This is a genomic window from Mycobacteriales bacterium (genome assembly GCA_030697205.1).
Lineage (GTDB): Bacteria > Actinomycetota > Actinomycetes > Mycobacteriales > SCTD01 > JAUYQP01.
The window spans coordinates 91,108-103,362 of sequence record JAUYQP010000014.1; the positions used below are offsets into that span (position 1 = coordinate 91,108).

Below are 12,255 nucleotides of genomic sequence, written 5' to 3' on the forward strand. Positions count from 1 at the left end.
GACTCTCTACACTCGCGGCACCATGGGCACCCCGCTGCGCGCACAGCTGACGCCGAGCGTCCTCAACGCCGACCTGTCCCGGCTCGCCGACGAGGTGGCGCGCATCCCCAGCGCCGACTGGGTCCACGTCGACGTCATGGACGCCCACTTCGTCCCCAACCTCACGCTCGGGCTGCCGGTCGTCGAGTCGTTGCTGAAGGCGACGACCCTGCCGCTGGACTGCCACCTCATGATCGCCGACCCCGACCGCTGGGCACCGTCCTACGCCGAGGCCGGCGCAGGGTCGGTGACCTTCCACGCCGAGGCCGCGGTCTCGCCGCTGCGCACCGCGCGGGCGATCCGGGCCGCCGGCGCGCGGGCCGGGCTCGCGCTCAACCCGCACACCGCCATCGAGCCCTACGCCGACCTCCTGCCGATGCTCGACATGGTCCTCGTGATGACGATCGAGCCCGGCTTCGGGGGGCAGCCCTTCCTCGACGAGGTGCTGCCCAAGGTGCGGCGGGTGCGCGAGGCGATCCGGTCGCGCGACCTCGACGTGTGGCTGCAGGTCGACGGGGGAGTGAGCGCCGAGACCATCGAGCGCTGCGCCGAGGCAGGTGCCGACGTGTTCGTCGCCGGCACCGCCGTCTACCGCGCCGACGACCCCGACCGCATGGTCCGCGCGTTGCGCGAGACCGCCCAGAAGGTGCTGGACCAGACCGGGTGAGCCGCATCCTGGTCGCCGACGACGACGCCGACATCGCGCGCTTCGTCGAGCTGAACCTGCAGATGGAGGGCTTCGAGGTCGAGGTCGTCCACGACGGTGCGGCCGCCCTCGAGCGGGCGCTGGCGGAGCCGCCGGACCTCGTCCTGCTCGACGTCATGATGCCGACCCTCGACGGGGTCGAGGTCCTGCGCCGGCTGCGCTCGCACGCCGCGACCAGCGTCGTACCCGTCATCCTGCTCACCGCGAAGGCGCTCTCGGCGGACAAGGTCGTCGGGCTGACCGCGGGAGCCGACGACTACATCGTCAAGCCCTTCGACACCCTGGAGCTCGTGGCGCGCGTCCGCACGACGCTGCGCCGCACGCAGGAGGCGCGGGCGACGTCACCGCTGACCGGGCTGCCGGGCAACCACAGCATCGACCGCGAGATCGCTGCCCGCGGAGCCAGCGGGCAGCCCTACGCCGTCTGCCACGTGGACCTCGACGACTTCAAGGCGTTCAACGACGCCTACGGCTTCCTGCGCGGCGACGACCTGCTGCACCTGCTGTCGCGGTGCCTGCTCACCGCCGTCGCCGCGACCGGCGAGCCCGACGCCTTCCTCGGTCACGTCGGCGGTGACGACTTCGTGGTGGTCTGCACGCCCGAGCAGGCCGAGCCGCTGTGCCGCCTCGCACTCGCGGAGTTCGACGCCGCGGTGCTCTCGCACTACGACCCGGTCGACGCCGCGCGCGGCTGGCTCGAGACCACGGACCGTCGCGGCGAGCTGCGCAAGCACCCCGTGGTCGCGGTGAGCGTCGGCGTGGCCCGACACGACGGAAGCCCCCGTGACCACCGGTCCGTGGTCGCCAGCGCCGCGGAGATGAAGCTCGTCGCGAAGTCCACGCCGGGCTCGGGCGTGGCCCTGGACCGCCGCCAGGGCTGATCGTCCGCGGCGCCCGCGCCGGTAGCATCGACGGTGCGCCCGCGGGTGGCGCCCGTGCGGTCGGGAGGCCCGGTGGAGGCTGTCGACGCGTTGCGGCGCGCCGTCGAGGTCTCGCGCGCCGTGCTGGGGCGCACCAGCCCCAACCCGCCCGTCGGTGCGGTCGTGCTCGACGCCGCCGGCGTCGTCGTCGGTGAGGGCGCCACCGAGCCGCCCGGCGGCCGCCACGCCGAGGTCGTCGCCCTGGCCTGCGCCGGGGAGCGCGCACGCGGAGGCACGCTCGCGGTCACTCTGGAGCCGTGCGCCCACACCGGGCGCACCGGCCCCTGCACCGACGCCGTCCTCGCCGCCGGGGTCGCCAGGGTCGTCGTCGGCTGCGCGGACCCGACCGAGCTCGCCGGTGGGGGAGCGGCGGTCCTGCGCGCCGCGGGGGTCGAGGTCGAGCTCGGGCGGCTCGCCGACGAGGTGGCGCGAGGGCCGCTGGAGGCCTGGCTGACCGCTCAGCGCACCCGTCGGCCCTTCGTGACCTGGAAGTCGGCCGTCACCCTCGACGGCAGGGTGGCCGCCGCCGACGGCACCAGCCGCTGGATCACCGGCGAGGCGGCCCGTGCGGACGTCCACCGGCTCCGGGCGGAGGTCGACGCGGTCGTCGTCGGCGTCGGCACGGTGCTCGCCGACGACCCGCAGCTCACCGTGCGCCCCGACCCCGGCCACCAGCCGCTGCGCGTCGTGCTCGACCGCACCGGGCGCACGCCCCCGGGCGCCCGGGTCCTCGACGACGCGGCGGACAGCCTGGTGCTCGCTTTCGCACCGGCAGCGGCGCTTGCCGAGCTGGCCGCGCGTGGGGTCGTCAGCGTGCTGCTCGAGGGCGGCCCGACGGTCGCGGCGGCCTTCCTCGAGGCTGGCCTCGTCGACCGGGTGGTGACGTACGTCGCACCCGCTCTACTGGGCGAAGGGCCCTCCGCCGTCGCACCCTGGGGTGTGGGAACGATCAGCGACGCGTTGCGGTTGCGCCTCGACGACGTCACGCGCGTCGGTGACGACGTGCGGCTCGTCCTGCGACCGCGCCAGAAGGAGGCCTGACCGTGTTCACCGGGATCGTCGAGGAGCTCGGCGAGGTCGTCGGCGTGGAGCGGCTCTCCGACTCCGTGCGCTTCACCGTCGCGGGGCCGGTCGTCACGTCCGACGCCCGCCACGGCGACTCCATCTCGGTCAACGGCGTCTGCCTCACCGTCGTCACGCACGAGGGCGGCCGCTTCACCGCCGACGTCATGCAGGAGACGCTGTCGCGCTCGAGCCTCGGGGTGCTCGCCGAGGGCTCGCGGGTCAACCTCGAGCGCGCCGTGCGGTTGTCGGACCGGCTCGGCGGTCACCTCGTCCAGGGCCACGTCGACGGCACCGGTGAGGTCCTGTCGATCACGCCGGGTGACGCCTGGACGGTGGTCGCGGTCTCCCTGCCCGACGGTCTCGGGCGCTACGTCGTCGAGAAGGGCTCGATCACCGTCGACGGGGTCAGCCTGACGGTGTCCGCTGTCCGGGACGACGCTTTCGAGGTCAGCCTCATCCCCACGACACTCGGCCTCACGACGCTGGGTCGCGCCCGGGTGGGTGACCCCGTCAACCTCGAGGTCGACATCACCGCCAAGTACGTCGAGAAGCTCCTCCAGCACCGGCTGGTCCAGGCGAGCACCCCCGAGCCGGAAGGCCAGTAGTGACCACACCAGCAGCGACGGATGCCGGTCTCGACACGATCGAGCGCGCCATCGCCGACATCGCCGCGGGCCGCGCGGTCGTCGTCGTCGACGACGAGGACCGCGAGAACGAGGGCGACATCGTCTTCGCCGCGCAGATGGCCAGCCCCGAGCTGGTCGCCTTCACCATGACCCACTGCCGCGGTCTGCTGTGCGTCCCCCTCGAGGAGGAGCTGCTCGACCACCTCCAGCTCGGGCAGATGGCTCCCCACAACACCGAGCGGATGCAGACCGCGTTCACCGTGAGCGTCGATGCCCGCGAGGGCGTCACGACCGGAATCAGCGCCGCGGACCGCGCCCACACCATCCAGCTGCTCGCCGACGACGACACCACGGCGTACGACCTGGTCCGCCCGGGTCACGTCTTCCCGTTGCGCGCCAAGGCCGGGGGTGTCCTGCGCCGCCCCGGTCACACCGAGGCCGCGGTCGACCTCGCGCGGCTCGCGGGGCTGAAGCCGGCCGGCGTGATCTGCGAGATCGTGCAGGAGGACGGCACGATGGCGCGGCTCCCGCAGCTGCGCGACTTCGCCCGCGAGCACGGTCTCGCGCTGATCTCCATCGCCGACCTCATCGCCTTCCGGCGGCGCACCGAGAAGCAGGTCGAGCGGGTCGCCGAGGCCAAGATCCCGACCTCGCACGGCGACTTCCGGGCCGTCGGCTACGAGTCGGTGCTCGACGGCATCGACCACGTCGCCCTGGTCAAGGGCGACATCGGCGACGGCGAGGGCGTCCTGGTGCGAGTGCACTCCGAGTGCCTCACCGGCGACGTCTTCGGCTCGCGCCGCTGCGACTGCGGCCCGCAGCTCGACGCGGCCCTGAAGGCCGTGGCCGACGAGGGGCGCGGGGTCGTGCTCTACGTCCGCGGTCACGAGGGCCGCGGCATCGGCCTCATGCACAAGCTGCAGGCCTACCAGCTCCAGGACGCCGGGTCCGACACCGTCGACGCCAACCTCGAGCTCGGTCTGCCCGCCGACGCGCGCGACTACGGCACCGGCGCGCAGATCCTCGTCGACCTCGGGATCCGCACGATGCGGCTGCTCACCAACAACCCCGCCAAGCGGGTCGGTCTCGAGGGCTACGGCCTGGAGATCGTCGGCCGGGTGCAGCTGCCCGCGCACCCGACGAAGGAGAACCTGCGCTACCTGCAGACCAAGCGCGACCGGATGGGCCACGACCTGCCCGGCCTGGCCGACTTCGAGCTCACCGAGGCCTCCGCCGACGACGTGCACCCCGGCGAGACCACGTGAGCGGCGCCGGTGCTCCGGCCGCCGAGGTCGTCGACGCGAGCGGCCTGCGGCTCGCGGTCGTCGCGACGCGCTGGCACGAGCGCATCACGGGGGCCCTGCTCGACTCGGCCCTGCGCACGGCCGCGGAGTGCGGTGTCACCGACCCCACCGTCGCCCGGGTCGCGGGTGCTGTCGAGCTGCCCGTCGTCGCCCAGGCACTGGCCCGCGACCACGACGCGGTGGTCGCGCTCGGCGTCGTCGTCCGGGGCGGCACACCGCACTTCGAGTACGTCTGCCAGGCTGTCACCGACGGCCTCACCCGCGTGGCCCTCGACGAGGGCACGCCGGTCGGCAACGGCGTCCTGACCACCAACGACGAGCAGCAGGCCCTCGACCGCGCGGGCCTGCCCGGCTCGTCCGAGGACAAGGGCCGCGAGTCCGTGCTCGCCGCGCTCGACACCGCCCTGACCCTGCGCCGGCTCGACCAGCGCACGTCCTAGGAGACCCTCACCGTGCTCGCCGTCGTCCTGCCCAAGGGCAGTCTCGAGAAGCAGACCCTCGATCTCTTCAGCTCGGCCGACCTCGGCGTGCTGCGCGGCTCGGACCGGGACTACCACGCGAGCGTCGACGACCCGCGCATCGACAAGGTCCGCTTCCTGCGCCCGCAGGAGATCCCGACCTACGTCGAGCAGGGCATCTTCGACCTCGGCATCAGCGGCCGCGACTGGATCACCGAGACCGGCGCCGACGTCGTGAGCCTCGGCGAGATCGGTGGCGGCCGGGCGGGCGCGGCGGTCGTGAAGGTCGTGCTCGCGGTGCCGAAGGAGTCGCCGTGGGAGTCCGCGGCCGACCTGCCCCACGGCGTGCGGATCTCCACCGAGATGCCCGAGACCACCCGGCGCTACCTCGAGGAGCACGGCGTCACGGCGAAGGTCTTCACCAGCCACGGCGCGACCGAGGCGAAGATCCCTGACATCGTCGACGCGATCGTCGACCTCACCGAGACCGGCTCGAGCCTGCGCAAGGCCGGCCTCAAGGTCATCGCCACGCTGCTCACCAGCCGCACCGAGCTCATCGCCAACCGCGCGGCCTTCGAGGACCCCGAGAAGCGGGCGGCGATGGAGGACATCACGATGCTGCTGCAGGGCGCGCTGCGTGCCCGCGGCCACGTGCTGCTCAAGCTCAACGTGCCCACCGCACGGCTCGACGAGGTCCTCGCCGTCCTGCCCGCGATGTCGTCTCCGACGATCATGACCCTGGCGGCCGAGGAGATGCGCGCGCTCGAGACCGTTGTGCCGAAGCTCGGCGTCAACCGGCTCATCCCGTCGTTGAAGGCCGCGGGTGCCCGCGACATCCTCGAGCTGCCGATCTCCAAGATCGTCGACTAGTGGTCGCCGCTCCGCCCGTGAGCAGTGGGGTCGCGGCGGACCGGCACACCGCCGCGCTGGCAGCCAGCGTCGGATCCGGGGCGCTGGTGGCCCTGCAGGCGCGGGTCAACGGCGAGCTCGGCAGCCGGCTCGACGACGCGCTGCTCGCTGCCGTCGTGTCCTTCGGGACGGGGCTGGTCGCGGTCGCCCTCGTCGTGGGGCTGCGCCCGGCCGCCCGCGCGAAGCTCCCGGCCCTGCGCGACACCAGCTGGTGGCACCGGCTCGGCGGCCTCGGCGGTGCCGGTCTCGTCGCCGTCGGGGCCTACGCCGCCCCGCGGATCGGGGTCGCGCTGCTCACCGTCGGCATCGTCGCGGGCCAGACCACGGGCGGGCTCCTGGTGGACAGGGTGGGCCTCGGGCCCTCGGGTCGTCGGGCGTTCTCCACGGCCCGGGTGGCGGGTGCCGCGCTGTGCCTCGTCGCGGTCCTGGTCGCGGCCGCCGGCAAGGGCCTCGGCGACGCCGAGCCACTGCTGCTCGTCCTCGTCGTCGCCGCGGGTTTCGCCATCTCCGTGCAGCAGGCCCTCAACGGCCGGGTGCGGGCAGCCACCGGCGACGCCTCGGTCGCCACCCTGGTCAACTTCGTCGTCGGGACGACCGTGCTCGTCGCGGCCTGGCTCGTCGTCTCGCAGGTCACCGAGCGCGGTGACATCGACTGGCCTGGGCAGTGGTGGCTCTACGTCGGCGGACCGCTCGGTGCCACCTTCGTCGCCGTGGCCGCCGTCGTCGTCAAGCGGCTCGGGGTCCTGCGGCTCGGCCTCGCCGTCATCTCCGGCCAGCTGCTCGGAGCGGTCGTCCTCGACCTGGTCAGCCCCGCTGCCGACCACGGTGTCGCTGCGGCGACCCTGCTGGGCGCTGCCCTCACGCTCGTCGCCGTGGTCGTCAGCGGTCGGTCGCGATGACCGCCCCCCTGGAGCTGCGCCCGCGACGGCTCGTGCGGACCGCCCGCGTCGCTGCGGGCCTCATCGTCGTCGTCTTCGTCGTCGTCGCGATCGCGCTGGGTCGCTCCGGCAGCGGCCCGGTCCGGCCCGGTCAGCTGCGCTTCGGCCTTCCGGATCAGCTCGCGATGGTCGGCCTCGGGCTGCTCGCCGCCGGCGCCGTCCTGCTCTTCACCCGCCCACGCGTGCTCGCCGACCGCGACGGCGTGCTCGTGCGCAACGTCCTCGGCGAGACGCGCCTGCCGTGGCAGGTCGTCACGGCGGTCCGGCTCGACGACGGCGCGCCCTGGGCCAGCCTCGACCTGGCCGACGACGACCAGCTCGCCGTCATGGCGCTGCAGACCAACGACGGCCAGCACGCCGTCGACGGCGTGCTCGCCCTGCGCCGGCTGCTCGCCGACAGCCGCGAGCCCCGCGACCCCACCTCCTGAGCGTCGGTCGACCCACGGCGCGTCGTACGCCGCCCACCGCCCGCGACCACGGCGGACAGGGAAGACTGTCCCTGCGGGGGCTCCTCCCGCGAGGAGTCCCGCCGAACGGAAGACGTGGACGTGCGACGCACCCCCCTGTTGATGGCTGCCATGCTGGGCCTGGTCCTCGCGGTCCCCGCCGATGCCCTGCAGCCCGACGCCGGCGCCGCGGCGGTCCCGGCCGCCCGCACGACGGCGACCTCCAGCGCCGCCAGTGACCTCGGCGCGCGGGTCAACACCGCGCTGTCGGCCGCAGGAGCCCCCACCATCGCGGCTGCCGTCGAGGTCGACGGGCTCGGGACCGTGCTCCGCCGCGACGCGGCCCACCAGCTGCCGCCGGCCTCCACCCAGAAGTCGTTCGTGTCCGGGGCGGCGCTGCTGAGGCTCGGGCCCGCGACCCGCTTCCGGACCGAGGTCGCCGCCCTCAGCGCGCCGGTCGGCGGGGTCGTGCAGGGCGACCTGTGGCTCGTCCCCGGGGGCGACCCCTACCTCACGACCAGCGGCCTGCGGGCGCTCGCGAAGGCCGTCCGGGCTGCGGGTGTCACCCGCGTCACCGGCGTCCTGCGCCTCGACGACAGCCGCTACGACGCCACGCGCCGGGCCGAGGGCTGGAAGCCCGAGTGGGTGCCCGAGGAGTCCGGCCCGCTGTCGTCCTTCGCCGTCGACGCCAACAGGTGGCGCAAGGACAGCGCCTTCCTCAACGACCCGGCGATGCCCAACGCGGTCAAGGCGCGCGACCTCATGCGCGCCGAGGGCATCCACATCGGCACGATCACCCGGCAGCGTCGGCCAGCGTCGGCGACCACCCTCGCAAGCGTCCAGAGCGGCCCGATGTCGGCGGTCGTGCGCCGGCTGCTCAAGCACTCCGACAACTTCGCCGCCGAGCTCGTCCTCAAGGAGGTCGGCCGGGTCGTCAGCGGCAAGGGGACCAGCGTCGACGGCCTCGCCGCGGTCCGGTCGGTCCTGGGCCAGCTCGGCGTCAAGGTCGGTGCAGGTGCCGACGGCTCCGGCCTGTCGGTCCACGACCGGCAGAACCCCGACAGCCAGGTCGCCCTCCTGCGGGTCCTCGACGCCTCCGAGGTCTCGGCCGCGTTCCGCGCCGCTCTGCCCGTCGCCTGCCGCGACGGCACCCTGAAGGAGCGGATGTGCGGCACCGCGGCGGAGGGTCGCGCCGCGGCCAAGACCGGCACCGTCACCGGGGTGCGCTGCCTCGCCGGCTACACCACCACCCGCAGCGGACGGGTCGTGCGCTTCGCCTTCCAGATCACCGGCGTCAAGGACGGCACCCGGGCCCGCAACGCCATGGACCGCGCGGTGGCGGTGCTCGCCGCCGCGACCGAGTGAACGCCCACTAGCCTGCCGCGAATGGGCACCCTCACACGACCTGACGGCGCTGTGCTGCGCTACGACGACACCGGCCCAGGCACCGGTGGCGACCACGAGCACGTCGTCGTGCTGAGCCACGGCCTGCTCATGGACCGCACCATGTTCGCGCCGCAGGTCGAGGCACTGCGCCACCGCGCGCGCTGCATCACCTGGGACGAGCGCGGGCACGGCGAGACGGACTACGACGGTGCGTTCTCCTACTGGGACAGCGCCGACGACGTCGTCGCTCTGCTCGACCACCTCGAGGTCGACCGGGCCGTCCTCGTCGGCATGAGCCAGGGCGGGTTCCTGTCGCTGCGGGCGGCGCTGCGCCACCCCGAGCGGGTCGCTGCTCTGGTGATGTACGACAGCCAGGCCGGTCCGGAGGACCCCGCCGTCGCGCCGCTCTACGACGGCATGGCGGCGGCGTGGGCAGCCGACGGCGCCGACGAGGCCACCCTCGACTACGTCGCTCACGAGATCCTGGGCCCCGACGTCGACGCCGAGCCGTGGAAGCAGACCTGGCGCAGCCAGCCCCGCGAGCGCGCCGCCCAGGTCATCCGTCCCCTGCTCGACCGCGAGGACCTCACCGACCGCCTCGGCGAGGTGGCCTGCCCGGTGCTTGTCGTGCACGGCACCGCCGACACCGCGATCCCCGTCGAGAAGGCCAGGGCCGTCGCCGACGGCGTCCGGGACTGCCGCGGCCTGGTCCTCGTCGAGGGGGCCGCCCACGCCGCCGGCCTGTCGCACCCCGACGAGGTCAACGCAGCGATCGCGGAGCTCCTGGACGACCTGTGAGCGACAGTGGGCCCGGCAGCCGGCTCGACACCGGCGCGGCCGACGAGCGGCTCGTCCGCGCTCTTGTCGCCTGGCGGGAGACCGGACAAGGGCGCTCCGAGGTCCTCGCGGCACTGTCCGGGGCGCGGGTCTTCGCGGCGATCACGGCCACCTCCACGGCCGAGCACGTCGACGCCGGGACAGGCCTGCGGGCAGAGTCGAGCGCCGACATGGCGCTGCTGACGCTGGTCACCGACGGCCACCGGGCCCTGCCGGTCTTCACCTCCACGGGGGCCCTGCAGCGCTGGCGGCTCGACGCGCGACCGGTCACCGTCCCCGGCGAGCAGGTCTGCGCGGCCGCCCTCGAGCAGGGCGCCGGGACGCTCCTGCTGGACCTCGACCTCGCGGTCACCGGGCAGGAGCTGGTCGACCTCTCCCGCGGCTACGTCCCCGTCACCGGGTCGTCGCTCGCCACCCGGGTCGCCGACAGGGGTACGACGCAGGGCTTCCGCACGCCGGCCGACCCGCCGAAGGAGCTGCTCCGGGCGCTGGCCTCGGCGCTGTCCGGCGAGCCGGTCTCCGCCGCGCGGCTGCTCGACGGCCCGGACGGGCCGGTGCTCGGGGTGGTGCCCACCCTGCCGCTCGCCGCGGTCGAGCTCGCCGACCTCGCGCGGCGTCTCGTCGTACGCCTGGGTCCTGCTCTTCCGCCCGAGGGCCTCGACCTCGCGGTCGTCCCGCCCGACGGTCCTGGTGCCACGGTCCCGGGTCGGCTGACCAGACGGCTCAGACGGGGCCGGTGAGCCGCTCGCCCGGGCCCTCGCCGGGGGCGTCGGGGGAGGGGCTGGCCTCGCGGAAGGCGCGCTGCAGGGACTGCAGGCCGTCGCGCAGCGGGTTGGCGTGGATGCCGAGGTCGGGCTTCGCGGCCGTCACCAGCCCGGCGAGCGCGGTGATGAGCTTGCGGGCCTCGTCGAGGTCGACGGCCTGCTCGCCCTCGTCGCCGAGTCCGAGCTTCACCGCGGACGCGCTCATCAGGTGGACGGCGACGGTCGCGATGACCTCGGCGGCAGGCACGTCGGCCAGGTCGCGCTCCGCAGCGCTCGGGTCAGCGCTCGGGTCAGCGGCCGCGTCAGCGGTCGGGTGAGCGGTGGGATCGGTGTCAGGGGCGGGCATGCTGCTACCCTTGCAGGGCGACCCGGCCCCGGCCTGCCCGGGGTCGTGCAAGCGGAGGCCCCACCTCCCACCCGCTCGGCTCACGCTGACGGGTCCGGTCGGCCGTCAGGGCACGTCCCTGGTGGCTGTTCGAGTGTGGGCCCTGCGCGACGCGCGGGGCCCTTCGCCGTGAAGGGGCCCGCTCCACTGTCACTGGAGGCCCCATCAGCGCAGAACCCAGGATCAACGACCGGATCCGCGTCCCCGAGGTGCGGCTGGTCGGTCCGAACGGCGAGCAGGTCGGCATCGTTGCCATCCACGAGGCCCTGAAGCTGGCCCAGGAGAGCGATCTCGACCTGGTCGAGGTCGCTCCGATGGCGCGGCCACCGGTGTGCAAGCTCATGGACTACGGCAAGTTCAAGTACGAGTCGGCGCAGAAGGCGCGTGAGGCCCGCAAGAACCAGGTCCTCACCGTCATCAAGGAGATGAAGCTCCGCCCGAAGATCGACCCGCACGACTACGAGACCAAGAAGGGCCACGTCGTCCGCTTCCTCAAGGCCGGCGACAAGGTCAAGATCACGATCATGTTCCGCGGTCGCGAGCAGTCCCGCCCCGAGCTGGGGTTCCGGCTGCTGCAGCGCCTCGCGACCGACGTCGCGGAGCTCGGCTCCGTGGAGTCGGCCCCGAAGCAGGACGGCCGCAACATGATCATGGTCCTGGCCCCGCACAAGAGCAGCGCCGACCTCAAGAAGGCCGCCCGCGACGGTGCGGACGCCCCGACGTCCGAGCTGACCAGCGATCTGACGACCGGCGTGACGCACGACGAGACAGACACCCCCGCTCCCGAGGCGTGAACCTCGGGGGACGACCCCAGTAAGGACTGACGGCGATGCCCAAGCAGAAGACCCACAGCGGCGCGAAGAAGCGCTTCAAGGTGACCGGGACCGGCAAGATCCTGCACGAGCGCGCGGGCAAGCGGCACCTGCTCGAGCGCAAGGCGAGCAAGCTCACCCGCCGACTCTCCGGCACCGCGGAGCTCGCCCCCGGCGACGCCGCCAAGGTCAAGAAGCTCCTGGGCCGCTAGCCCTCTCCCGACGACAGACAGGAACACGAAGTGGCACGCGTCAAGAGGGCCGTCAACGCCCACAAGAAGCGCCGTGAGGTCCTCGACCTCGCCAGCGGCTACCGCGGTCAGCGCAGCCGGCTCTACCGCAAGGCCAAGGAGCAGCTGCTCCACAGCGCGACCTACGAGTACCGCGACCGCAAGAAGCGCAAGGGCGACTTCCGGCAGCTGTGGATCACCCGCATCAACGCCGCTGCGCGCGAGAACGGCATGACCTACAACCGCCTCATCCAGGGCCTCAAGCTCGCGGGCGTCGAGGTGGACCGCAAGGTCCTCGCCGACCTCGCGGTCACCGACGCGCCGGCCTTCGCCGCGCTCGTCGAGCTGGCCCGCGCCGCCCTGCCGGCGCCGAGCGTCGGCGGGCCGGTCACCCAGAAGGCGTCCTGAGCCAGCCCGACCTCACGTCCAC

Annotated in this window: 16 protein-coding genes; 15 read left to right on the forward strand and 1 reads right to left on the reverse strand. The window is 73.7% G+C overall.

Going from position 1 to position 12,255, the window contains the following annotated elements:
- Window positions 1–22 precede the first annotated feature (22 nt).
- The 12 genes from rpe (at window position 23) to Q8R60_05320 (ending at window position 10,374) form a co-directional block, all read left to right on the forward strand.
- Window positions 23–706, forward strand: a complete 684-nt coding sequence (gene rpe, locus Q8R60_05265) for a ribulose-phosphate 3-epimerase (GenBank protein ID MDP3711879.1) — start codon at window positions 23–25, stop codon at window positions 704–706.
- Window positions 703–1,626: a response regulator gene (locus tag Q8R60_05270; protein ID MDP3711880.1), complete on the forward strand. Its 924-nt coding sequence runs from the start codon at window positions 703–705 to the stop codon at window positions 1,624–1,626. The genes rpe and Q8R60_05270 overlap by 4 nt, the downstream gene beginning before the upstream one ends.
- A 72-nt stretch (window positions 1,627–1,698) precedes the next feature.
- Window positions 1,699–2,706, forward strand: coding sequence for a bifunctional diaminohydroxyphosphoribosylaminopyrimidine deaminase/5-amino-6-(5-phosphoribosylamino)uracil reductase RibD (ribD, locus tag Q8R60_05275; protein MDP3711881.1), 1,008 nt, complete (start codon window positions 1,699–1,701; stop codon window positions 2,704–2,706).
- Between the two features lie 2 nt (window positions 2,707–2,708).
- Window positions 2,709–3,335 carry a riboflavin synthase gene (locus tag Q8R60_05280; GenBank protein ID MDP3711882.1) on the forward strand — a complete coding sequence of 209 codons (627 nt, stop codon included), beginning with the start codon at window positions 2,709–2,711 and terminating at the stop codon, window positions 3,333–3,335.
- A complete protein-coding gene (locus tag Q8R60_05285) occupies window positions 3,335–4,621 on the forward strand; it encodes a bifunctional 3,4-dihydroxy-2-butanone-4-phosphate synthase/GTP cyclohydrolase II (GenBank protein ID MDP3711883.1) in 1,287 nt (428 codons plus the stop codon). Before Q8R60_05280 ends, Q8R60_05285 begins: the two co-directional genes overlap by 1 nt.
- Window positions 4,618–5,100 (forward strand): 6,7-dimethyl-8-ribityllumazine synthase, encoded by a 483-nt coding sequence (ribH, locus tag Q8R60_05290; protein MDP3711884.1) that lies wholly within the window; start codon window positions 4,618–4,620, stop codon window positions 5,098–5,100. Before Q8R60_05285 ends, ribH begins: the two co-directional genes overlap by 4 nt.
- 12 nt (window positions 5,101–5,112) lie before the next feature.
- On the forward strand, window positions 5,113–5,988 hold the full coding sequence (gene hisG / locus Q8R60_05295) for an ATP phosphoribosyltransferase (GenBank protein MDP3711885.1): 876 nt from the start codon (window positions 5,113–5,115) through the stop codon (window positions 5,986–5,988).
- A 17-nt stretch (window positions 5,989–6,005) separates the two neighbouring features.
- On the forward strand, window positions 6,006–6,926 hold the full coding sequence (locus tag Q8R60_05300) for a DMT family transporter (protein ID MDP3711886.1): 921 nt from the start codon (window positions 6,006–6,008) through the stop codon (window positions 6,924–6,926).
- Window positions 6,923–7,393, forward strand: a complete 471-nt coding sequence (locus Q8R60_05305; protein ID MDP3711887.1) for a PH domain-containing protein — start codon at window positions 6,923–6,925, stop codon at window positions 7,391–7,393. Before Q8R60_05300 ends, Q8R60_05305 begins: the two co-directional genes overlap by 4 nt.
- Before the next feature lie 141 nt (window positions 7,394–7,534).
- Entirely contained in the window at window positions 7,535–8,776 is a 1,242-nt protein-coding gene (gene dacB, locus Q8R60_05310) for a D-alanyl-D-alanine carboxypeptidase/D-alanyl-D-alanine-endopeptidase (GenBank protein ID MDP3711888.1), read from the forward strand.
- Window positions 8,777–8,797: 21 nt separating this feature from the next.
- On the forward strand, window positions 8,798–9,595 hold the full coding sequence (locus tag Q8R60_05315) for an alpha/beta hydrolase (protein MDP3711889.1): 798 nt from the start codon (window positions 8,798–8,800) through the stop codon (window positions 9,593–9,595).
- Window positions 9,592–10,374, forward strand: coding sequence for an SseB family protein (locus Q8R60_05320; GenBank protein ID MDP3711890.1), 783 nt, complete (start codon window positions 9,592–9,594; stop codon window positions 10,372–10,374). The genes Q8R60_05315 and Q8R60_05320 overlap by 4 nt, the downstream gene beginning before the upstream one ends.
- On the opposite strand, the gene Q8R60_05325 is transcribed toward Q8R60_05320, so the two are convergent.
- Window positions 10,358–10,744 (reverse strand): DUF1844 domain-containing protein, encoded by a 387-nt coding sequence (locus Q8R60_05325; GenBank protein ID MDP3711891.1) that lies wholly within the window; start codon window positions 10,742–10,744, stop codon window positions 10,358–10,360. The two genes, Q8R60_05320 and Q8R60_05325, sit on opposite strands and share 17 nt — an antisense overlap.
- A gap of 203 nt (window positions 10,745–10,947) precedes the next feature.
- Here Q8R60_05325 and infC point away from each other — a divergent pair, with 203 nt between their 5' ends.
- Genes infC through rplT form a run of 3 tightly spaced genes read left to right on the forward strand, consistent with a single transcriptional unit; the run spans window position 10,948 to window position 12,233 of the window.
- Window positions 10,948–11,577: a translation initiation factor IF-3 gene (gene infC, locus Q8R60_05330; protein MDP3711892.1), complete on the forward strand. Its 630-nt coding sequence runs from the start codon at window positions 10,948–10,950 to the stop codon at window positions 11,575–11,577.
- Window positions 11,578–11,612: 35 nt separating this feature from the next.
- Window positions 11,613–11,807 (forward strand): 50S ribosomal protein L35, encoded by a 195-nt coding sequence (gene rpmI / locus Q8R60_05335; GenBank protein MDP3711893.1) that lies wholly within the window; start codon window positions 11,613–11,615, stop codon window positions 11,805–11,807.
- A gap of 30 nt (window positions 11,808–11,837) precedes the next feature.
- Window positions 11,838–12,233 carry a 50S ribosomal protein L20 gene (gene rplT, locus Q8R60_05340; protein MDP3711894.1) on the forward strand — a complete coding sequence of 132 codons (396 nt, stop codon included), beginning with the start codon at window positions 11,838–11,840 and terminating at the stop codon, window positions 12,231–12,233.
- Window positions 12,234–12,255 lie beyond the last annotated feature (22 nt).

Coding starts and splice junctions, on each gene's coding strand:
- Q8R60_05315 (MDP3711889.1), top strand. CDS start 8,798: ATGGGCACCCTCACACGACCTGACGGCGCTGTGCTGCGCTACGACGAC.
- Q8R60_05305 (MDP3711887.1), top strand. CDS start 6,923: ATGACCGCCCCCCTGGAGCTGCGCCCGCGACGGCTCGTGCGGACCGCC.
- rpe (MDP3711879.1), top strand. CDS start 23: ATGGGCACCCCGCTGCGCGCACAGCTGACGCCGAGCGTCCTCAACGCC.
- dacB (MDP3711888.1), top strand. CDS start 7,535: ATGGCTGCCATGCTGGGCCTGGTCCTCGCGGTCCCCGCCGATGCCCTG.
- Q8R60_05325 (MDP3711891.1), bottom strand. CDS start 10,744: ATGCCCGCCCCTGACACCGATCCCACCGCTCACCCGACCGCTGACGCG.
- rpmI (MDP3711893.1), top strand. CDS start 11,613: ATGCCCAAGCAGAAGACCCACAGCGGCGCGAAGAAGCGCTTCAAGGTG.